The sequence below is a fragment of the Brevibacillus parabrevis genome (genome assembly GCF_003710905.1).
GTDB classification, from domain to species: Bacteria; Bacillota; Bacilli; order Brevibacillales; family Brevibacillaceae; genus Brevibacillus; species Brevibacillus parabrevis.
Genome location: NZ_RHHV01000009.1, coordinates 1 through 21,245 on the forward strand (window position 1 = coordinate 1; position 21,245 = coordinate 21,245).

Genomic DNA, 21,245 nt, shown 5'->3' on the forward strand with positions numbered 1-21,245 from the left:
CCGGTCTGAGAGGCAGGTTGCCTACGTGTTACTCACCCGTCCGCCGCTAGGGCCCGAAGACCCTCGCTCGACTTGCATGTATTAGGCACGCCGCCAGCGTTCGTCCTGAGCCAGGATCAAACTCTCCAATAAAGTAGAAAGTGAATCTGACATCAAGTAAAACACAAGCTTCATTTATTCACAGATGATTCTATCCGGTTTTCAAGGTGCATCTTTTTCCATTTTCGCTTCAATTAGAGGCGACGCTTTTTAATATAGCATAGGCTAAAACCAAATGCAACAGGAAATTATAAATAAGTTGGGTACTAATGCGTTTTTCCGAATTAAGCCCGATTAAGCCGTTGGAATACTCGTCCATACTAAGGCTAGAAACGCACAAGTCACAAAAAGCAGGAGCTGCCATGTTACGAGCGGTAAGCTACAACATCCACAGCGGTCGCGATCTCTGGTGGCGCAAACGGCTCCATCAGATGGCTGACACGCTAAAAGAGTTGAATCCAGACATCGTCGGGTTGCAGGAAGTGCACCAAAACTCCAAATACGGCTATCAGGCGAGCTTTTTGGCTGAACAGTTGCAGTATCAGCTTGCTTTTGCCCCATCCATCCCGATTGGCAACGGCCACTACGGAAACGCATTGCTCTCGAAGTATCCGCTCAAGCACGCAAAAACCGTCACACTCCCGGCGAAACGCGAGCAGCGGACAGTGTTGCAAGCTGCTTTCGACTGGAATGGAAAAAGCGTTTCTGTCTGGGTGACGCATTGCAGTTTGAATCAGGTCAGCCGGATCGCCCAGCTTCACTTCCTCGCTGAACAGATCGCAGGGGCAAACAAAACTCCCTTACTGCTAATGGGCGATTTTAATGCCGCCAACGTGTCCTTTTCCCCTGCCCTTCACGATAGCGCACGTATTTGCAATCAGGAGATGAAACATACGCTTCCGGCATTCCGCCGTCGTCTGGATTACATTTTCGCATCTGATCACTGGACCATCCAGGACTACACCCTTGCTCAAGTCAACTGGTCGGATCATGTCCCTGTCATTGTGGACGCGTGTCTGAAATAATGCCCAGCTCCCGCAAGACAAATGCTTTGACATCCACCAGCCGCGCAGGCAACGGAAACGGATTCGCCGCCCCCGCAATGACCAAAGGAATCAACGAATCTTGCTTGTGCAAAGAACCGTGGCTACCCCCGCCCAAATGAGTCGGCGCACACTCCGACAAAAACTCGTACCCTGGCGAAGCTGTCAAAATCACAACCTCATCTGCCTGGGCAAAAGCGGCTCCATACAGTCGGGAAAAAGCGTCCGGGTACGTATCAAACGCAAGCGTTTCCCCGTCAAACTGCACATCGAGAACAGCCGGATCTCCTTCGATCTCCCAGGAGCATCCATAAGCATCCGGGTACTTGCCGTTTCGCCAAAAGCTCAGCTCCTGCTTCGAGCCTCCGCGCCGAACCATGACCTTTTCTCCCTCCTTCCAAGCGATCAAATCGATTCGCTCATCCACACTGACTGCGTCGACAATCGCGGATTGCTGCCCTCCATTCACCGGGTACAAAAAGCACATGCGCTCATTGTTGCAAATCACCACTTCTACGTCACTGGTCACTTCTTTTCCCCAGGCGTGTACCGCAAACGGCCGCAACAAGACATCCAGGGAAATGTTGTGATCCTCGCTCTCTCCGATCACAGTTTGGCCGTGGTCGGAAATCAGGATGCAGACATTGCGCTCCAGCACCTGCTCCCAAGAACTGAAGCTGTCTAAAAAACGTACCAGCTGCCGATCTACATCAGCAAGGTGCGAAACAGCCTGTTCCGGCGATTGATGGAGCTTATGATCGTTTTCAGGCAGATACACCAGCGTAAACTGGGGCTGTTTGCCACTGCGGATGACTTCAATCAAGACATCAATGGCATATGTGTCATTAATGCCGTAGCTTTCGAGCGCTGTCTGCGAAAAATTCCACGTAACCGGACGAAACAGATTCGGCCGCACCAATGTTCCCATGCTCATGATCGTCGGGCCGCTTACCATCTCGCGAAGCCGAAACGAAGTAACAGCGTCCAAAAGCGGCGGCATATGCACCTTGTGCTGCTTGTGGCCGCGGTGAGCAATCACGTTGATCGAGCCTGACACAAGCCCGTGTTCTTCCACGACTTCGTGAATGGTCTTCACCGCTTTGCTGAGATGCCGCTCATTCAAATCGAACAGCACGTTCGTTGCACAATGCGTAATTCCCAGTTTGTGCACAGGAACGGCCCCATTAATATAGTTCACGATTTTGTTCTGCTCGGAATTGAACCAGACCAAGCCCGGTATTTTGTGCTGATCGGGATAAACTCCGGTGATCAGCGAGCAGTCTATTGAAGCCGTCATCGTCGGAAAAACCGTAACGCAATCCGCGATGTACTGGCTATGCTCCATCAAAAAGCGCAGACCCGGCGCTTTGTTCGCTGCAATGCAGCGCTCCAGCACATCTGGCATCATGGAGTCGATCAAAAAAAGAATTACTTTTTTCATCGGTCTGCCATCCTTCGTTCGTCATTAGTGTCGCACCTGATAGTGTTCTGCTTCCTGCTTCCGACTATACCCGCAACAAAACGGTGAGACGTTTTTCACAGAAAAAAACAAGCCTTTGCTGCAATCAACAGCAAAGGCTTGTCTATTTACTAGGAAGTATAGGTCAAGAAGTGGAATCCACCCTTGCTTTGCACTTTCAGGGCAGGGTGCTTTTTCAAATAAGGAGCAAGCTCCACGTATTCATTCTCGCCGATGGCCGGATCTTTCAATAAGTGCGACAAAATAGCTGCCCGGACTTGCAGCCCTCCTGTTCCTTGTTTGAAAAGCGGTTCGACTGTCGGGAACGGGATGCCGTTGATTACAGTATCCCCATCCTCATCGCTCAGTTCCCAAGCGCGCACATTCAAGGATTGCAGAGCTTCGACCACTTGTGCGCCGTAATCTTCCACGACCAAGTCTGGCGTAAGACCGATATGGTTGACGACCGTATGCTTGGGAGTGAAATATTCGTTCAGTGTCAGCTTGAGCGCATCCCCTTCTGACAAAGGGATCACTTGCTGTGCGCTGCCTTTGCCATACGTCTTCGTTCCGACCAGCTTAGCAATGCCGTGATCGCGCAAAGCGCCGGACAGAAGCTCGGAAGCAGAAGCGGTTCCGCCATTCACCAAAATGCGTACAGGAATGCCGATGTCCCGGCCGTTGCGTACCCATGTCTCCACTTCCACACCGTTGCGGTTTGTCGTATACATGAGCAGTCCGTCTTCCATGAACAGGCTTGCGATGTCTCGCGCCGTACTCAAATAGCCGCCGCCATTGTCACGCAAGTCCAGGACAAGCCCGGTCAGCTGCTTTTGGGAGCGTGCAAATTCAAGCAGTTTGTCGCGCATTTGCACAGCGCCATCAGACCCGAACGTTTCCAGACTGATGTAGCCGACCGACCCTTTGTCAAACAACTGACCTTCCGCTTCCGGAAGTGTCATCAGCGCTCTTTTCAGCTTGACCTGAAGCTCACGCTTTTCGGAAGGGCGATATACGACCAATACGGCTTCGGTTCCTTCTGCACCTTTCAAGTAAGCATACGATTCCTCAAAGCTTTTCCCCACCAAGGAGACGTCTCCCACCTTCAGCAACTGGTCGCCACGCTTGAGGACAGATGCTGCGGCCGGAGAACCGGAGACGATTTCGCGAATGATGATGTGGTCGTTTTGCATCCGCAGACGGAAGCCGAATCCGACAAACTGATTTTCCACATCAGATTGGAACAGCCGCAGTTCATCTGCTGTAAAAAAGACGGTGTGCGGATCGTCGAGCGTGGAGAGCATCCCGTCGATTGCCCATGTATTCATCGAAACGGCATCAAATCCACCTTTTTTCTGCCACTCAGCCAACCGTTGGACGAGTTCTCCAAATGTATCATCCTCGGCGGATACGACGAGCGGCAAATCCTTGCGCTCCTTCGCCTGTTCACTGACGGATTCGAGCGCACCTTTGACCAGCTTTGCCGCTTGCGGCTTGCTTAAATGGCTCTCCATGACGTATCGGAATACTTCTTCTGTTTCCACATAAGGATTTTCTGCTGCCTGGGCTGGCACCTGTTGCCATACCGATACAGCAAGCAGGGCAGTCAGTATCCATCGACTAAACCGCTTCATGGAGTCACCCCTTTTCGTACTTCCTCTGGAATCGACAGCTTGATGCTTTTTGCGTAATCGTATTGATCTGTGCCCGAATAGGCCACGTACTCATCGCTCGAATAAATCTCCTCGTATCGCCACGTATGCTTGACAACGCGATCAGTAGATTTGTCGATGTAGTATTTGTTCATGAACAGTGGCACATCTTTGACTTTGCCACGCTCAAGCAGCAAAGAGGCCGATTGTTCTGCAAGCACACTTCCCGGAATCCATTCCGTAATCACTTCCATCTCGCCGAAAGTCTGCTTGAAGTAGCGCGCGTGCAGCTTGTTCGCCCGCTCTGCAACCGGCAAGGCACCGACCCACTCATGCAAAAAGTCGAGATTGTTCGTGCTATGCCGATCCCATTTCTGCTTTTCGGAGTCGTACGAGTATTGGATATGTTTGCTGCCGTCTGTATAGGTAGCAAGCTTGTCCGATACCAACTTTTGCGGCGATTGATAAAATCCGTTGAGCCTGCTTACCTGGCTGCGCTGGTCAATCTCCTGCGTATACTTAAAGCTGAAACCGCTAAGCACAGCCTCTCCTTGAACCTGATACGAATCGGCGTTGTCGAGGCGACGCAGCGAGTAACCAAGGTCGCTTACAATCGCAGACTGCTCCTGCAAAGAAGTCAATTCCTGGCGCAACAGCTTGCCCAACTGAACCATTCGACTGTCGGAAGCATTCGGCTTTACGGTCGCAAGCAGGGCACTCGCCTCTTCCAACCTGCCTTCCTGGTACAAGTAATAGCAAGCGTTGAGCAGCGCTTCCGGATTGTTGGCGGAAAATTGCTTGTAGCGCTCCAACGCTTTTTCCGTTTGCCCGCTCTTGATCTCCAACGCACCGAGGTAGATGGCCAACGCTTCCCACTCTTTTGAATTTGGCTTCACTTTTTGTTCATAGGCGCTTAACCGCTCCAGCACCTTCGCGAATTGCTTCTGGTCTTTCCCGGCTTGCTGCAGGGCCAAATCATACACATTGGCACTCAACAGTCTGAGCGTGTCCGGCAAAATGATTTTGTTGGCGAAATACGCGTCAATGGCACTCATCGCTTCATCCAGATTGGTGGAAATCTCTGTGCCCGGGTCCCAGCTCAAATAAAAATGAAGCCCGATCCGGTTCGCAAATGTCGTGTCCGCAAGCGCTCGCAGCAATTCAAAAGTCGCTTCGGAGTCTTCATGGTTGCGAATCGCGTCAACAGCGCTGACATATGCTGCTTCCTGCTTTGACTTTGGAGCGGTGTACGTTTCGAAATAAGGGAAAAGTTCCTCAATCTCCGGAACCATCGGAAACTTCGTACCATCATAATCCAACAGCGGCAAAATCGTATCCTGCACCAAGTAAGTAATCATGCGGTCGGCAGCCGCTGCTGCCTCTCCCCGCTTCAATTTGTCCGTTCTGTCTCCTTCCAGCCACTTCCAAGCCTTGACTTCTTCCCACGCTTTGCTGCTGTCGGGCGACATCGTGAACATTTGCATGAGCTTTGCCGCTTCTTCTTGCGTAATCGGCTGGTCCGGCTTCATTTCTTCCCCCGGAAAAACTTGCTGGATCGCATTCGGGCCATACAGCCTGTCCAGTACAATCGCTACACGCAAAGTCGGATTGTACACCCACGTCAGACGATCGACGTCTTTATAAGGAAGATACGGTTGATCAAAGCCTTCCCCTTTTGACCATTCCGCATGTTCAGACAAAAACGTCAACGGGTAGAGCTGATACTGCCCCCCGTTGTACAACCGATCCATCAACGCCAAAAATTCAGCGCGCGACATATCGCGATTCGGGTAAAAGTGCGGAGCGTCAGTACCAGCTGCAAAAAGTCCAGCCTGTACACCTCGAATAATAGACGCTTTGGCCCAATGGTTGCTAATGTCCGAATAGGGCAGAAAGCCCCCAGCCGCAGAAGCGACGCCGGGGGTGAGCAAGGCAGCGACAAGCAACCCGCTTGAGAGCGCTCGAATTAGTTTTTGCACACGAAATCCTCCTACACTTCAGCTAGACGGCAACAAAACGTTTGTGCCGACGTTTGCACTATACAAATTGAAACGGGTCCGTGTGCACAGAGGAAGCAACCACTTTTGTTTCGTAGCCATTTGCTTTCAACTGTTCCAGCAAGTAATCCGCCAGTTTTTGTTTCATGATTTTCTCGATATTGTGGCCGGCATCAATGATGGAAAGCCCGTCCGCCTGCGCATCGTGGGCGATATGGTAGCCGATATCTCCCGTCAGGAGCACATCTGCGCCTTTGAAAATCGCCTTGGAAGCAAAAGAACTGCCATCCCCGCCTACAACAGCCACCTTTTTGACCGTTTCATCGAGATTTCCAACGACGCGAAGCCCTTGCAGCGAAAAGCGTTCTTTCACCAGTTGGGCCAAATCACGCAAGGTCAGCGGAGTCGGCAAATAGCCGATTCGGCCAATGCCGTACGCCTGACCGGATTGGTCCAGCGGAATCACATCATAAGCCACTTCCTCGTAAGGATGAGCGGCTTGCATCGCTTTGATGACAGCCGCTTGTCGGGAAGCAGGCACTACCATCTCGATCCGCACTTCCTCGACATGCTCCAGCTTGCCTTGCGAGCCGATATGCGGATTGGTTCCGTCTCCTGGCAAAAAGGTTCCTGTCCCTTGCACCTGGAAGGAGCAATGGCTGTAGTTGCCGACGTGTCCTGCACCCGCCTCGGACATAGCGGTAAACACAGCCTCTTTGTGTGTCGCCGGAACGAAGACGACGAGCTTTTTCCACGCTTCTTTTTGCAGCACATCCAAAACGTCCAGGTCGACCAGTCCGATGGCTTCAGCCAGCCAATCGTTCATGCCGCCTACTGCCACATCCAGATTCGTATGAGCGGTATAGACCGCGATGTCATGTTTGATCAACTTTTCAAAAACGCGCCCTGCCGCCAGGTCTGTCCGCAAATGCTTGAGCGGGCGATAAATGACGGCGTGGTGAGCGACGATCAAGTCTACCCCTTCGGCAATAGCTTCATCCACCACGGATTCGAGCACGTCAAGCGCGACCATGACTTTTTGCACTTTCTTTTGCAGCGTGCCTACGTGGAGACCGATTTTATCCCCTTCCATCGCCAACGATTTTGGCGCCAAACGCTCTACGTACTGAATTACGGTTTGTCCGTGTGCAAGCATGCGATCACCTCATCTATCCATTTGACTTCTTGTTCGATTTCCGCAATTCTCTGGGCGGCTTCCGGCTTGTCCGACCGCTTCAGCTGGCCCAGGACCTTTTGCCACTTTTCTCTTTCATGCTGCCATTTTTCCGCGAGAATGGGCGACTTTTCTTCCCAGAGGAACGGACCGATGCGGATGAGGTCTTCTTGTGGACGATCTTTGTTTTCGTAAGGAAAAAGGGGGGCTCCCCGTTCTGCCACCAATATCTCGTAAATGATGCCGTCTTCTTGCAAAATCGTCTCGGCAACCAATTGCCAGCCTTGTTTCAGCATCCAGCGACGCACGATCTCTTCCCCTACATTCGGTTGCAGAATCAGGCGCTGGACCCCTTCCAGCTTAAGAAGTCCTTCCTCCAAAATGGAAACGATCAGTTGTCCGCCCATTCCGGCAATGCAGACGACGTCAACTTCGCCCGGTTCGAGCACGGCAAGGCCGTTTCCTTTTCTGACTGCGGCACGATCTTTGAGTTGCAGCGTATGTATTTGCTTTTTGGCTGCCTGAAAAGGACCTTCGTTCAACTCTCCGGCAATTACGAACGAGGCAATTCCTTTTACAAGCAAATAAGAAGCCAACAACGCATGATCCGACCCGATGTCGGCGACGCGGGCTCCTTCTGGACAGTAGCGGGCAATCGTTTGCAGCCGCTTGGAAATTGTTAATGATGTCATTTATGTCTTCACCTTCCGTTGCCTCTATTCTACCCTATTTGGCAGCAATTGCGAAATGCAAAATCGCTGACAGCCGTCGCGCAAAGAACGACAAAATCCTCGCCGGACGAGCAGCGAGGATTCCAGATTGTCCAAATAATGTTAGCAGCCGATTTCTCTGGCGATGACGTTGCGCAAAATTTCTGACGTACCTTCTCCGATTTCCAGCAAGCGGGCATCGCGGAAGAAACGCTCCACCTGATACTCGCGCATATAACCGTAGCCGCCGTGAATCTGAATCGCCTGATGGGTAGCGGACATCGCTACTTCCGACGCGTAAAGCTTCGCCATAGCCGCTTCTTTTGTAAACTTGCGCCCGTGGTCCTTGAGCCATGCTGCTTTGTAGACCATCGTTCTCGCCAGGTCGATTTGCATCGCCATATCAGCCAGCTTGTGCTGAATCGCCTGGAACTGGCTCAACGAATTGCCAAAAGCGGTGCGCTGCTTCGCGTATTGCAGAGCTTTGTCGTAGGCTGCCTGCGCGATTCCTACCGCCATCGCACCGATCCCGATACGTCCGCCATCGAGCGTAATCAAAAATTGCTTGAAGCCCTCTCCGCGTTTGCCGAGTATGTTTTCTTCGGGCACACGGACATTTTCCAGCACCAGCTCTGTCGTATTGGAGCTGTGCAGGCCAAGCTTCTCGTAGTTCGCCAAAACGCTGAAGCCAGGAGCGTCTGTCGGGACGATAAAGGCAGAAATGCCCCGTGAGCCTTTATCCTTGTCCGTCACGGCTGTCAACGCCAGAAACGATGCGTAGGAAGCGTTCGTAATAAAACATTTGGAACCGTTGATCACCCATTCCCGGTCAGACAAAACGGCCGTCGTCTTCGTGCCGCCTGCATCCGAGCCTGCGTTTGGTTCTGTGAGGCCAAATGCCCCGAAGCTCTCACCGGAACAGACTTTGCTCAAATACTTCTGCTTCTGCTCCTCAGTTCCAAACAGATATAGCGGAGCGCCGCCAAGCGAGATGTGCGCCGAATACGTAATCCCTGTGGAGCCGCAAGCCCGACTCAACTCTTCGACCACAATCGCAAAGCTCGTAGAGTCGCCCCCTCCTCCGCCGTACTCTTCCGGAAACGGCAGACCCATCAAGTTCAACTCGCTCATCTGCTTGAATATTTCGACAGGAAATTGCTTGGTGCGGTCCCGCTCATCTGCGCCAGGCGCTACGACTTCATCGGCAAACTCCCGCATCATTTTTTTGAGCATTTGCTGCTCGACAGTCAAATCGAAATTCATGTTTCGCTGCCCCCTTGAAAACGCTTTAGTTAAGAAATACCAAGACAAGCACTATTATGACTGAGCGTTTGTTCAGAATACTCTTTCCATTATACACCACGATTGGCTTGTATGTGTGATTTCCACAAAAAAAACACGCCTATCGCTGGCGTGCTCCTATGAAGATCGCTCCGACAAAAGCAAGAGCGCCCAATATGTATCCGATGCTGTATGTTTTTGCACCCATCAACTGTGCAGCCGTTTCCCCCGCGAGAAAGACGACAGCCAGCAATATGCCGATCAACACCTTCGTTTTGCTCTCCAATTACCCTCACCTCATTTTCTCTCTAACCCAATTGTAACAAATCGGTCAGCCGAAAAAAACGGGAGGATCATCATAAGCGAAGCCAGGTGTACCAATAGCCGCGCGTGAAGAAAAAGAGTGCGGAAGCCAAAAAGACTTTGATAAATAACAAAAGCTGGATCACATCACGCTTCGCTTCCGAAATGTACAGCGCCTGAATCTCTGCGCCAAAGAACGAAATCAGTCCGCACACAGCAAAAACTCCCGCCCACTTCGGATTTCCGCTGTTCATTAAAAAGCCAAGCCCTGTCAGCAGGCAAGCAAGCGGAACCCAGTAAAGCTCCGATTTCCACCACGTGTAGCCTTCCCCGATGCGCTGCACGGTAGCAAAACCGTAAATAAGCGCCAAGCCGAGCATGCCGCAGTAAAGCAAATAGGCGTAGCCAAAAATGAAGGCACTCAGGCACAAAAGCACGCAAACCACGCCTAAATACAAAAGAGTCAGTGCCATGGAGCCGTTCAGTTGCTGAATGCAATAAATTCCTCCCGCGATGAGCAAGACGAAGCAAAACGTTAGAAACAAATGGGTCAGCGGGGGTGCCTGGCGGCGAAATGCGTATCCCAGAATATAGAAAACGAGAGCGAAACAGGCAAAGATGGTAATTTGCATTGGTGTCGTAAAACGGTTAAAATGAAAAGCAAGCAAGATCAAACCAGCAATAACAAAGGCGCCAAGGAGCCAGGCCATCACCATTTTTCCCGTAACCGGAGCAACCGTTCTGGTTGCGTAGGCATACGATGCAGATGGCGATGAGTTGCCTGTCGCAACCCCTGCTCCAGATGCCAGCGCATCCGCTCTCTTCCCTTCTCCCCTGCCCGCGGATGCGGGAGTGCTCGGTCGATCCCCTTCTGTATACAGGTTTAACAGGAAAATGCAGTAATGTTCAGGCAGCAGATGATTGCGCCGCCAGTTTTCAATCTCAGCTATGATGGTTCGCTTGCGCTGGTCGTCCAACGCGGCCCCTCCTTACTCGTGACAGAAAATGATGTAGAAAAAGAAAAGCCTACGTCGGCTAAAACGTAGGCCACATACTTCTTATATCGGCTATTCCAAGAAATCTTTTAAGCGTTTGCTTCTACTCGGATGACGAAGTTTGCGTAGTGCTTTCGCCTCAATTTGACGGATGCGCTCACGAGTGACGCCGAATACTTTGCCCACTTCTTCCAGTGTGCGGGTACGTCCGTCATCCAGACCGAAGCGCAAGCGAAGAACGTTTTCTTCACGATCAGTCAACGTGTCCAGCACGTCTTCGAGCTGCTCTTTCAACAGTTCATACGCAGCAGCATCAGATGGCTCCAGCGCGTCCTGATCTTCGATGAAGTCGCCCAGGTGAGAATCGTCTTCTTCCCCGATCGGCGTTTCCAGCGAAACAGGCTCTTGAGCAATCTTCATGATTTCCCGAACCTTTTCCGGGGTCAGATCCATTTTTTCCGCGATTTCTTCCGGCATCGGCTCGCGTCCAAGCTCCTGAAGAAGCTGACGGGAAACACGAATCAGCTTGTTGATGGTTTCCACCATATGCACCGGAATCCGGATCGTACGTGCCTGGTCTGCAATCGCCCGCGTAATCGCCTGACGAATCCACCAAGTCGCGTACGTACTGAACTTGTAGCCTTTGCGGTAATCAAATTTTTCTACCGCTTTAATCAGTCCCATGTTTCCTTCTTGAATCAGGTCAAGGAACAACATGCCGCGTCCTACATAACGCTTGGCAATTGATACAACCAACCGCAAGTTTGCTTCGGCCAGTCGTCTCTTCGCTTCCTCATCCCCTTGCTCAATCCGCTGGGCCAGTTTGATCTCCTCTTCTGCGGAGAGCAGAGGAACACGACCGATTTCTTTCAGGTACATCCGTACAGGGTCATTGATCTTAATTCCAGGTGGAACGGAGAGATCGTCAAAGTCGAATTCTTCGTTGTCCTCATCCTTCATGATCATTTCGTCGACTTCATCGTCGTCGTCATTCTCATTGTTGTTAATCTCGATACCTTGATCACCCAGGTATTCGAAAAACTCATCCATCTGATCGGAATCCTGTTCAAATGCTGCGAGGCGATCTGTAATTTCCTTGTACGACAAAACGCCGCGTTTCTTGCCTAATTCGACCAACTGCTCCTTCACTTGTTCGATGGACATTGCTTCCATGTCAGAAGTGATATTTTGCTTGTTCATCTACTTTCCCTCCTTCCCCGGGAATGATCTGAAGCTACCCTTCTTTTAAAGCATTTTCCAATTCAAGAATCTTCATCCCTGTTAAGGCAGCTTGAATTTCCAGTTGTTTGCGCGCATCCTCGCTGTCCGCTGCGGCCGCTTGGAGGTGTAAGCTCCGCTGCTCATCGCGCAATCGTTCCAACTCGGCACGCTTCGGGTAGTTATTCACTTGTTTGATGTAGTCACCGATCTCTAAATCGGATACGTCTTCCTTGCACTCCATCATGGCCAATCCCGAGGCTAATTGCTTTAACAAATCGTCTTGCACGTAATGTATGAACCCTCCAGGGTCTTCCGGGTTTCCCTCTGCGTAGTAGGCGTACAGGTAGGCAGCCAGCGCATCGTGTTCGTCCACTTGAAAGTGGGCGCTGCATTCCTCCTGGACGCGGGCGGCGATTTCTTCATTCCGCATCATGTAGTACAGCAGCATGCGCTCAGCCGTGTGGTAAGCGGGTGGCAGTGTTTTCGCGAGCGTAACTTTGCCATTATTTATACTATTATTCCATGCTGACGGCACTTTATCCCTTTGGCGTTCACTTTTTTGCTGTTTATAAACGCGTTTGGACTCCCATTTCAAATCGCCGAGAGTAAGGGAATATTCATCCGCCAATTGCCGCAAATACATATCCCGCTCCACCGGGCTTTCCAGCTCGTTGATGATTTCCACGGCTTTGGCGATCAAGCGAGCCTTGTCCGTCTCATCATGTATTACGATCTGGCTTCGTAAATGTTTCAAGCGAAAAGCCGTAACCGGCATCGCCTGCAGCAGCACTTGCTGAGAAAAGGCTTCAGCACCGTGCTGGCGTATGTAATCATCTGGATCGACACCTTGCGGCAAAGGAGCTACCCGAACGATGAGACCCGCCTGCTGCAGTATGTGGATTGCCTTGCTTGTCGCTTCCTGACCAGCAGCATCTCCGTCGTAGCACAGCACGACCGAATCGACATTGCGGCGAATCATCCGTGCCTGCTGCTCGGTCAAAGCGGTCCCCAGCGTAGCAACTCCTTGGGGAAAACCCGCCTGCCATGCCGAAATGACATCGACATACCCTTCAAACAGTAGTGCCTGCTTCCTCTTTCTAATATACGGACGGGCACGGTGAAGGTTGAACAGGGTAGCGCTTTTGTTAAACAAAAGGCTTTCCGGGCTGTTTAAATACTTCGGTTGAGATTTTGGCTGAGAGCCGGCCAAGAGGCGGCCGCCGAATCCGATGACATTTCCCTGGGTGTCCTGGATCGGGAACATAATTCGTCCCCGGAAGCGATCAAATACTTTTCCTCCATCGCTTTTTGCCAAGAGACCAGCGTCCACCATCAACTCCTGTGAAAAACGCCGTTTTTTCAAAAACTGCGTCACGAAATCCCAGGAATCCGGGGCAAAGCCGATCTGAAACTCGGCAATCGTCTGAGGAGACATTCCGCGCTTGGCTAAATACTTCATCGCCTCCACGCCATATGGCGTCTCCGTCAGCACGTAGTGGTACAGCTTCGCGACAAGCTGATGCGCTTCCTGCATGGCTTGCTTCGAGCGCTTTTCTGGAGATTCCTCTACTTGCTGTGTCTGGGGCACGGCGATCCCGGCACGCTCCGCCAATTTGTGCAATGCCTCTGGGAACGTCAGCTGCTCCAGTTTCATTAAAAAGGAAAAGACATCCCCACCTGCCCCGCAGCCAAAGCAATGAAAAAACTGTCGCTCTGCATTCACATTGAAGGAAGGGCTCTTTTCAGAGTGAAACGGACATAGACCGAGAAAGGCACGACCGCTTTTTCTCAGTTGAACGTACTCTCCTACAACGTCTACGATGTCGACAGCGGCACGCACTTGGTTCACAAATTCATCTGAAGTGGGACCTGTCATGTCTTTCCACCTTTTTAGGAGAATCGCACGATGAGATTATTTAGTTCGTCAAAATTCGTCAAATTCCTTCTTTGTCTTAAACTTCTTTTCTTCTTTTCTACTTTTCCACATTTCCGCGAGCAATAAACGCTCTTGCGGCTCCTGGGGAACAAACCTTTCCTAACTGATTTTCTACAAAAGTCGTCAAATTCCTTCTTTTGACCTATTTCCTTTCACTTCGGAGATTGTTTTTGCGAATGATCTCCAAAATGATGTTGGCTGTTTCCTCTACTGCCTTGTTGGAAACGTCAATGACCTTGCAGCCCAATCGGTCAATAATCCGCTTGGAGTAAGCAAGCTCCTCTGTAATCCGGTCCAGGTTCGCGTAATTGGCTTGCGCCGTCAATCCGAGCGCTTTGAGTCGTTCGGTACGAATGCCGTTCAACTGCTCCGGATTGATGGTCAACCCGATACACCGCTCCTGCGGAAGCTGGAACAGCTCTTCTGGCGGCTCCACTTCCGGGACAAGCGGAACGTTCGCCACTTTCAGGCGCTTGTTTGCCAAGTACATGGAGAGCGGCGTCTTGGAGGTGCGCGATACGCCGATCAGCACAACGTCCGCCCGCAAAAGTCCGCGCGGATCGCGTCCGTCATCGTACTTGACGGCGAACTCGATGGCGTCCACCTTGCGGAAATACTCCTCGTCCAGTCTGCGCACAAGCCCCGGCTTGCCAGTCGGCGGCTCCTTCAGCATGCCTTGCAGCGTGTTCATGAGCGGACCCATGACGTCAATGGCCGGAATGCTGTGGATCGCCGCCTGCTGGGTGATATAGGCGTTCAATTCCGGGATGACCAGCGTAAAGACGATCATCGCCTTCGATTCTTTTGCAGAGGCAATGATTTCGTCGATGGATTCCTTGTCTTCTATGTAGGGATACTTTTGCACATCGAACAAAAAACGGTCAAATTGACTGGCTCCTGCGCGAACGACAAGCTCAGCCGTTTCGCCAATGGAGTCCGAGACCACGTAGATGAGCTGTCCTTGTTGGTTACCTTGCATCCATTCTCCTCCTACACTTTCGGTTCGCTGCCCAATTCAACAAATGCTTTGGCGATCGTCGTCTTCGTAACCCGTCCCATCAATTCCATCTGTCTCGGGTCCTCATCGCTGGGTCGTACGACAGGCAAGGAATCGATCTGAAAATCGATCAGCTTCTTCGCCGCTGCGTACAAGGTTTCCTCCGGGCCACAAGTGATGATATTCGGCATCCTGGACATGATGATGCTGACCGGCACATCTTCCAGCGTCTTGTTGCCGAGCGAAGCGCGCAAAAGGTCCTTGCGGGAGATGACGCCAGCCAAATATCCTTTTTGATTGACGACGAACAACGTTCCGACATCCTCCAGAAAGAGGGTAACGATTGCATCGTAAGCGGAGGCGGACTCGGAAACTACGATCGGCACCGCCTTGTAATCATTGACGATCAGTTTGTGAAGCCGTTCACTAATGACGGAGCTTGCTGGTCTGCCGGCATAAAAATACCCGACCCGAGGTCTGGCTTCTAAATATCCTGACATCGTGAGGATGGAGAGATCAGGGCGCAAAGTAGCGCGAGTCAGATTGAGGCGCTCCGCGATATGCTCGCCCGTAATCGGCCCGTCATCCTTCACTATCTGTAAGATCTGCTCTTGACGCTTGGTAAGCTCGATGACCAATCACCCCGGTTCTGTCTTTACCTCTTCCTAGTATTACTCTATTCGACCGGATATTCCTTCTTTCGCGCGGAAAAAAGGTGCCCCCGTCTCATTATAGGACGGAGGCACCAGCCTATTCGTTGTTAGGCAAATACAATTTTCGCGAAATCGGCATAGGCGTTCAAAAGACGGGAGATGCAAAGAAGCATGCCCAGTCGGTTCGCGCGAACAGCCTGATCTTCCGCCATAACCATGACTTTATCGAAAAACGCCTGAATCGGCTCGCGCAGCGTCGAGAGCGTCGCCAAAATTTTCGCTTGGTCATCCAGTCCTTGCACTTCTTTGGCGACAGACTGGTAAGACTGGTACAGATTGCGCTCGGCTTCTTCGGCGAACAGCGCTTCGTTCACGCTGTCGGATTCCGCTTTTTGCGCGAGGTTGTTCACCCGCGTAAACTGCTCGACGATCAGCTTGAAGTCCTCAGCTGCAACAGTCGCCATCAGCGCCTTCGCTTTTGCCAGCACATCGGGAACTTTGGTCAAATCTGCGCTCAACACGGCGTCGATCACATCGTAGCGCACGTTGTTTTCTTGCAGAACGTTTTTCAGACGAAGGGCGAAGAAATCGACCAGATCCTTTTTCACTTCTTCTGCCGTCCGTTTGCTTACGCCTTGTGCACTGTAGCCTTCGAGCGCTGCATCCCACAGTTCGTCGAGGGACAGCTGCCAGTTGCGTTCCAGCAAAATGCTGACAATCCCCGCTGCCATCCGGCGCAGACCGTATGGGTCCTGGGAACCTGTCGGCACGATCCCGATGGCAAAGCAGCCGACGATCGTATCCAGCTTGTCAGCCATGCTCGCGATTGCTCCCTGTGCGGAAGCAGGCATCAGGTCGCCAGCGAAACGTGGCAAATAGTGCTCGAACACACCACGCGCCACGAGTTCGGACTCCCCTGCCTTGCGGGCGTAATCCTCACCCATGATGCCTTGCAGTTCAGGGAACTCGCCGACCATGTTGGTCACGAGGTCGAACTTGGCGATTTCTGCGATTCGGTCTACTTGTTTGGCTTCTTCTGCACTTACTCCGAGCTTGCTTGCAATCAGACCCGCTGTTTTGCGCACGCGGCGGACCTTGTCTCCAATCGTTCCCAGCTCCTCGTGGAAAACGATTGTCTCCAGCCGCTTCAGGCAGCTGTCGATGGACAGCTTCTGGTCCTCTACATAGAAGAAACGGGCGTCAGACAGACGGGCGCGCAGCACTTTTTCGTTTCCTTTTGCTACATTTTCCAGAGCGCGGCTGTCGCCGTTGCGCACGGTAACGAAATGATTGAGCAGTTGTCCCTGCGCATTTTCCACCGGGAAGTAACGCTGATGCTCGCGCATGGAAGTGACCAGTACTTCGCGCGGGATCGTCAAAAACTCTGCTTCAAACGTGCCGTACAGCGCTGTCGGATACTCGACCAGATGGACGACTTCATCCAGAAGCCCCTCATCCATCGGGATCGTCCAGCCGTGTTCCTGCTCCAAACGGCGGATTTGCTCCACGATCGTCGCCCTGCGCTCTTGCGGGTCGACCATGACGTGCTGTTCCGCCAGCTTGCTTACGTACTCACTCGGATGAGCGAGCGTCACTTCCGTCCCGAGGAAGCGATGGCCGCGGGAGATGCGTCCGCTTTTTACTCCGGCGATCTCCAGGTCAATCCGTTCATCGCCGAACAGGGCTACCAGCCAGCGAATCGGGCGAACGTATTTCAAGTCTCTCGCGCCCCAGCGCATATTTTTCGGGAAGCTCATGCCTGCAATCACTTCGGAGAGGTGCGGCAAAATTTCTGTCGTCGCCTTGCCCGCTTCCGCTTTTCTCGCGTGCACGTATTCCACGCCGTTCACTTCTTTAAAGTACAAGTCGTTCGGGTCGACGTTGTTGCTGCGTGCGAAGCCAAGCGCTGCCTTGGACCAGTTGCCCGCTTCGTCCTGTGCGATTTTCTTTGCCGGACCTTTTGCTTCGTCGTTGCGATCCGGCTGCTTCTCAGCGAGTCCGGTAATCAGCAAAGCGAATCGGCGTGGCGTCTCCAGCGCAGTAATCTGGTCGAAGGGAACGCGCTCTGCCGTCAGCCACTTCTCCACTTTTTCCTTGAATTGCGATGCTGCCAGGGCCACAAACCGCGCTGGCATTTCTTCCAGACCTACTTCTACGAGCAAATCGCGTTTACTCATTTGTATCCTCTCCCTTCACCTGTGCCGTTTCTTCCTCGTGTGTGCCGTCTTTTTTCAAAAGCGGGAAGCCGAGACGCTCGCGCTCTGCGTAGTACGTTTGTGCCACTTCGCGGGACAAATTGCGGACACGTGCGATGTAGCCGGTGCGCTCTGTCACGCTGATCGCCCCTCTGGCGTCCAGCAGGTTGAACGTATGCGAACATTTCAACACGTAATCGTACGCCGGATAAACCAGGCGCTCCTTCATCAGCCGTTTTGCTTCTGCTTCGTATGTGTTGTAAAGCGTGAACAGCATGTCTACGTCAGACAGCTCAAACGTGTATTTGGAGTGCTCGTATTCAGGCTGCAAGAACACGTCTCCGTACGTGTAGCCGTTGCACCATTCCAGATCGAACACATTTTCCTTTTCCTGAATGTAAGAAGCCAGGCGTTCCAGACCGTACGTCAGCTCAACGGCAACCGGTTTGCACTCCAGACCGCCGACTTGCTGGAAGTAGGTGAACTGGGTGATTTCCATACCGTCGAGCCACACTTCCCAGCCAAGCCCCCATGCGCCCAGACCCGGATGCTCCCAGTTGTCTTCCACGAAGCGGATGTCGTGCTCCAGCGGTTCAATCCCCAGTTGGCGCAGACTCTCCAAATACAGCTCCTGGATGTTGTCCGGCGACGGCTTCATGATCACCTGAAACTGGTGGTGCTGGTACAGACGGTTCGGGTTTTCCCCGTAGCGGCCATCCGCCGGGCGACGGGACGGCTCCACGTACGCCACGTTCCACGGCTCAGGTCCGATGGAGCGCAAAAATGTCATCGGGTTCAGTGTACCCGCTCCTTTTTCCACGTCGTACGGCTGCACGATCAGGCAATTTTGCTTGGCCCAAAAGTTTTGCAGCGTCAAAATGATGTCTTGAAATGTCATTTTCATGCTCTTTTCCTCCTCCAAAAATAAAAACCTCCCGCCTCTACACTGTCTGCAAAACGACAGTGTAGGGACGAGAGGATTCTCGCGGTTCCACCCTACTTGGCGAATACGTTCTTCGCCCACCTTCTAAAGACCAAATTGCTCCGGAATGCCCTTCATCAGCGTGGTGACCGGGCTTTCACCTTCCCCGGTTCGCTTTTTGCACACAGTGGCCGACTACTCTTTTCCTTCATGGCAACGTTCGGTATGTAAGTTTGTTCCTTATCATAACGAAAAGAAAATCGAATGTCAATCAGTCACTGTCGGACTGGGCCATCCTTTCCATTCGCTCCAGTTGTTCCAGAAATGCGCGACTTTTCAGCCTCAGATCAAGATGCTCGTCCATGAAGCTGCGAATCACATGCTTGAGCTGGCTGCGCGTCGCCGGCTTCACCTCGATGTCGCCCAAACGTTCCAAATCAAATACCTGGAACAGCCGCAACAGCTTCCAGGTAGAAGGCGTGACCGCCAATGCATACGGGTCTGATGGCTGGCAAGACGGGCACAGCAACCCGCCCTGCGATACACTGATCGCATAAGGCTCCCGCTGTTGTCCGCAGTTCGCACAAGCTGACAGCTGTGGCGAAATCCCGGCTACAATCAGCATCTTCACCTCGAAAATCCGGCACAAAATTTCCGGGTCCACCCCTTCGTCCAGATAGCGAAACGTCTGCAGCAATAGCTGGAACAAATACGGATTCGGCTCCCGTTCATGTGTCAATCGATCCAAAAGCTCTGCTATGTAAGCGGCATAAGCCGTCGCAGTGAGGGCTTGCCGCATGTCCCGGAAGGAATCCACGATGTCACCCTGCGACAGATCGGGCATTCCCGCTCCGGGCCCTGCCTTGCACAGAAAATAACCGTGCGAAAACAACTGGGAGACGGCGGCAAGACGGCTCTTGGTCTTTTTAGCACCGCGCGCCATCACGCCTAGCTTGCCGTTCTCCCTGGTAAACAACGTCACCACTTTGCTGGACTCGCCATAGTCCACGCTGCGAATGACAATCCCTTCCCATTTTACAAGCATGCCTGCGAGTCACCCAATTCTTCCTGGGCAAAATCAAGCAGAACGTCTTCTGAAGAGCCTTCCGCCTGATGGTGATCGCGGTAGAGAAGGTAAGCATGGATGTCACCGGTTGAAGCGAAAACTCTCCAAGAAAAGTCACGAAGCATGGAGCATCATCCTTTCCTGTATCGGGTCTATCCACTTCCTTCTTAGAATCACCTGCGCCCGTTATTATATGCCTTGGAAAAATTAACACGAATGAAAACGAAGGACAGCCATCTGCCTATTCTTCGTTGTAAAAGCCGAAGTTGCGCAGCATCCGCTCCTGGTTGCGCCAGTCCTTTTTCACCTTGATCCACAGCTCCAGGAATACTTGATCCCCCATCAGCCGCTCGATATCTTTTCTCGCCCGTCTGCCAATTTCTTTCAGCATCTGGCCTTTTTGTCCGATCAAAATGCCGCGCTGCGAATCGCGTTCCACGTAAATCGCCGCGTAAATGTACAGCGTCTTCCCGTTTTCGCCGCGCTTCATTTCCTCCACGACGACAGCAATCGAATGGGGCACTTCTTCGCGGGTCAAATGCAGAACTTTTTCGCGAATCAACTCGGCCACGACAAAACGCTCCGGATGATCGGTCACCTGGTCGGCCGGGTAGAACATCGGCCCTTCTTCCATTTCCCCCATGATCGCTTCGGTCAAGGAAGCAGTGTTGTTGCCCTCCAAGGCGGAAATCGGAACGATCTGCTTGAAATCGTACAACTGGCGGTAATCGTCGATAATCGGCAACAGCGCTTCCGGATGAACCTTGTCAATTTTGTTGATCACCAAAAATACCGGCGTCTTGACTTGCTTCAGCCGCTCGATGATGTAGTCGTCACCCGCTCCGCGCTTTTCGGTCGCGTCTACCACAAACAGCACGAGGTCGACTTCATTGAGCGTATTTTCAGCCACCGACACCATGTAGTTGCCCAGCTTGGATTGCGGCTTGTGAATCCCTGGCGTATCGATGAAGATGATTTGCCCTGCTTCCGTCGTATGAACAGCGGTGATTTTGTTGCGCGTCGTTTGCGGCTTATTGGACATGATTGCGATCTTGTGGCCGACGACGTGGTTCAGCAGCGTCGATTTCCCTACGTTCGGGCGCCCCACAATAGATACGAATCCTGATTTGAATGATTGTTTGGTCTTGCGGTTATCCACGTAAATCCTCCTTGGAAAATGCCCCCGGCAAAAGGGCAGATACTGTTGTTTCCTCGACGTCGCCTTTCAGGTTGGTCAAGTATACAGGCATGTCCGGCGGGCAAAGCTCAGCCAATACCTGACGGCACGCGCCGCATGGAGACACCGCTCCAGGCGTGTCCGCCGCCACAGCCAGCGCCTTGAACGTGCGGTCGCCCTCCGAATAAGCTTTGAACAGGGCCGTACGCTCTGCGCAGTTGCACAGCGAGTATGCAGCGTTTTCGATATTGCCGCCCAAATAAACCTTGCCGCTCTCACACAACAGCGCTGCGCCCACCTGAAACTTGGAGTAAGGCACATACGCCAGTTCTCTTGCTTGGATCGCACCAGCAAGCAATGCTTGTTTATCCATTCTCATCATTCCTCTTATGCGTAGTCTCTACTATTTTTTCTGACGGGGCGCA

At 52.3% G+C, this 21,245-nt stretch carries 19 protein-coding genes and 1 rRNA gene; 1 reads left to right on the plus strand and 19 read right to left on the minus strand.

All coding sequences use genetic code 11. The features are described from left to right. A 16S ribosomal RNA gene (locus EDM60_RS11225) occupies window positions 1-132 on the minus strand; the annotation flags it as partial. 269 nt (window positions 133-401) lie between these two features. Here EDM60_RS11225 and EDM60_RS11230 point away from each other — a divergent pair. Beyond that, entirely contained in the window at window positions 402-1,064 is a 663-nt protein-coding gene (locus tag EDM60_RS11230; RefSeq protein WP_122964075.1) for an endonuclease/exonuclease/phosphatase family protein, read from the plus strand. On the opposite strand, the gene EDM60_RS11235 is transcribed toward EDM60_RS11230, so the two are convergent. The 18 genes from EDM60_RS11235 to cdd all read right to left on the minus strand — a co-directional run bounded on the left by EDM60_RS11235 (window position 1,039) and on the right by cdd (window position 21,193). After that, complete coding sequence (locus EDM60_RS11235) at window positions 1,039-2,523, minus strand: alkaline phosphatase family protein (RefSeq protein ID WP_122964076.1); 1,485 nt, start codon at window positions 2,521-2,523, stop codon at window positions 1,039-1,041. The genes EDM60_RS11230 and EDM60_RS11235 overlap by 26 nt on opposite strands. 149 nt (window positions 2,524-2,672) lie before the next feature. Further along, window positions 2,673-4,175 carry a S41 family peptidase gene (locus EDM60_RS11240; protein ID WP_122964077.1) on the minus strand — a complete coding sequence of 501 codons (1,503 nt, stop codon included), beginning with the start codon at window positions 4,173-4,175 and terminating at the stop codon, window positions 2,673-2,675. Then, window positions 4,172-6,172 carry an S-layer homology domain-containing protein gene (locus tag EDM60_RS11245; protein WP_122964078.1) on the minus strand — a complete coding sequence of 667 codons (2,001 nt, stop codon included), beginning with the start codon at window positions 6,170-6,172 and terminating at the stop codon, window positions 4,172-4,174. Before EDM60_RS11245 ends, EDM60_RS11240 begins: the two co-directional genes overlap by 4 nt. Window positions 6,173-6,230: 58 nt before the next feature. Beyond that, complete coding sequence (locus EDM60_RS11250) at window positions 6,231-7,346, minus strand: Nif3-like dinuclear metal center hexameric protein (protein WP_122964079.1); 1,116 nt, start codon at window positions 7,344-7,346, stop codon at window positions 6,231-6,233. After that, window positions 7,322-8,056 carry a tRNA (adenine(22)-N(1))-methyltransferase gene (locus tag EDM60_RS11255; protein WP_122964080.1) on the minus strand — a complete coding sequence of 245 codons (735 nt, stop codon included), beginning with the start codon at window positions 8,054-8,056 and terminating at the stop codon, window positions 7,322-7,324. Before EDM60_RS11255 ends, EDM60_RS11250 begins: the two co-directional genes overlap by 25 nt. Before the next feature lie 141 nt (window positions 8,057-8,197). Beyond that, entirely contained in the window at window positions 8,198-9,337 is a 1,140-nt protein-coding gene (locus EDM60_RS11260) for an acyl-CoA dehydrogenase (protein WP_063231415.1), read from the minus strand. A 139-nt stretch (window positions 9,338-9,476) separates the two neighbouring features. Then, the gene (locus EDM60_RS28560; RefSeq protein WP_167470280.1) at window positions 9,477-9,641 is read right to left on the minus strand and encodes a hypothetical protein; all 165 of its coding nucleotides are present in this window, start codon (window positions 9,639-9,641) and stop codon (window positions 9,477-9,479) included. Between the two features lie 70 nt (window positions 9,642-9,711). Then, window positions 9,712-10,635, minus strand: a complete 924-nt coding sequence (locus tag EDM60_RS11265) for a hypothetical protein (RefSeq protein WP_122964081.1) — start codon at window positions 10,633-10,635, stop codon at window positions 9,712-9,714. A gap of 90 nt (window positions 10,636-10,725) precedes the next feature. Then, window positions 10,726-11,853, minus strand: coding sequence for an RNA polymerase sigma factor RpoD (gene rpoD, locus EDM60_RS11270; protein ID WP_063231413.1), 1,128 nt, complete (start codon window positions 11,851-11,853; stop codon window positions 10,726-10,728). A 34-nt stretch (window positions 11,854-11,887) separates the two neighbouring features. Beyond that, window positions 11,888-13,750: a DNA primase gene (gene dnaG / locus EDM60_RS11275; RefSeq protein WP_122964082.1), complete on the minus strand. Its 1,863-nt coding sequence runs from the start codon at window positions 13,748-13,750 to the stop codon at window positions 11,888-11,890. A gap of 202 nt (window positions 13,751-13,952) precedes the next feature. Beyond that, window positions 13,953-14,789 carry a pyruvate, water dikinase regulatory protein gene (locus EDM60_RS11280; RefSeq protein WP_063231411.1) on the minus strand — a complete coding sequence of 279 codons (837 nt, stop codon included), beginning with the start codon at window positions 14,787-14,789 and terminating at the stop codon, window positions 13,953-13,955. A gap of 11 nt (window positions 14,790-14,800) precedes the next feature. Beyond that, complete coding sequence (gene ccpN, locus EDM60_RS11285) at window positions 14,801-15,445, minus strand: transcriptional regulator CcpN (protein WP_063231410.1); 645 nt, start codon at window positions 15,443-15,445, stop codon at window positions 14,801-14,803. Window positions 15,446-15,567: 122 nt separating this feature from the next. After that, window positions 15,568-17,637, minus strand: coding sequence for a glycine--tRNA ligase subunit beta (gene glyS, locus EDM60_RS11290; protein ID WP_122964083.1), 2,070 nt, complete (start codon window positions 17,635-17,637; stop codon window positions 15,568-15,570). Then, entirely contained in the window at window positions 17,630-18,553 is a 924-nt protein-coding gene (gene glyQ, locus EDM60_RS11295; protein ID WP_063231428.1) for a glycine--tRNA ligase subunit alpha, read from the minus strand. The genes glyS and glyQ overlap by 8 nt, the downstream gene beginning before the upstream one ends. A gap of 295 nt (window positions 18,554-18,848) precedes the next feature. Continuing rightward, window positions 18,849-19,622: a DNA repair protein RecO gene (gene recO, locus EDM60_RS11300; protein ID WP_122964084.1), complete on the minus strand. Its 774-nt coding sequence runs from the start codon at window positions 19,620-19,622 to the stop codon at window positions 18,849-18,851. Continuing rightward, window positions 19,613-19,768, minus strand: a complete 156-nt coding sequence (locus EDM60_RS11305; RefSeq protein ID WP_083955823.1) for a YqzL family protein — start codon at window positions 19,766-19,768, stop codon at window positions 19,613-19,615. Before EDM60_RS11305 ends, recO begins: the two co-directional genes overlap by 10 nt. A 116-nt stretch (window positions 19,769-19,884) precedes the next feature. Then, window positions 19,885-20,802 carry a GTPase Era gene (era, locus tag EDM60_RS11310; protein ID WP_122964085.1) on the minus strand — a complete coding sequence of 306 codons (918 nt, stop codon included), beginning with the start codon at window positions 20,800-20,802 and terminating at the stop codon, window positions 19,885-19,887. Beyond that, window positions 20,795-21,193: a cytidine deaminase gene (gene cdd, locus EDM60_RS11315; protein ID WP_063231406.1), complete on the minus strand. Its 399-nt coding sequence runs from the start codon at window positions 21,191-21,193 to the stop codon at window positions 20,795-20,797. The genes era and cdd overlap by 8 nt, the downstream gene beginning before the upstream one ends. Window positions 21,194-21,245 lie beyond the last annotated feature (52 nt).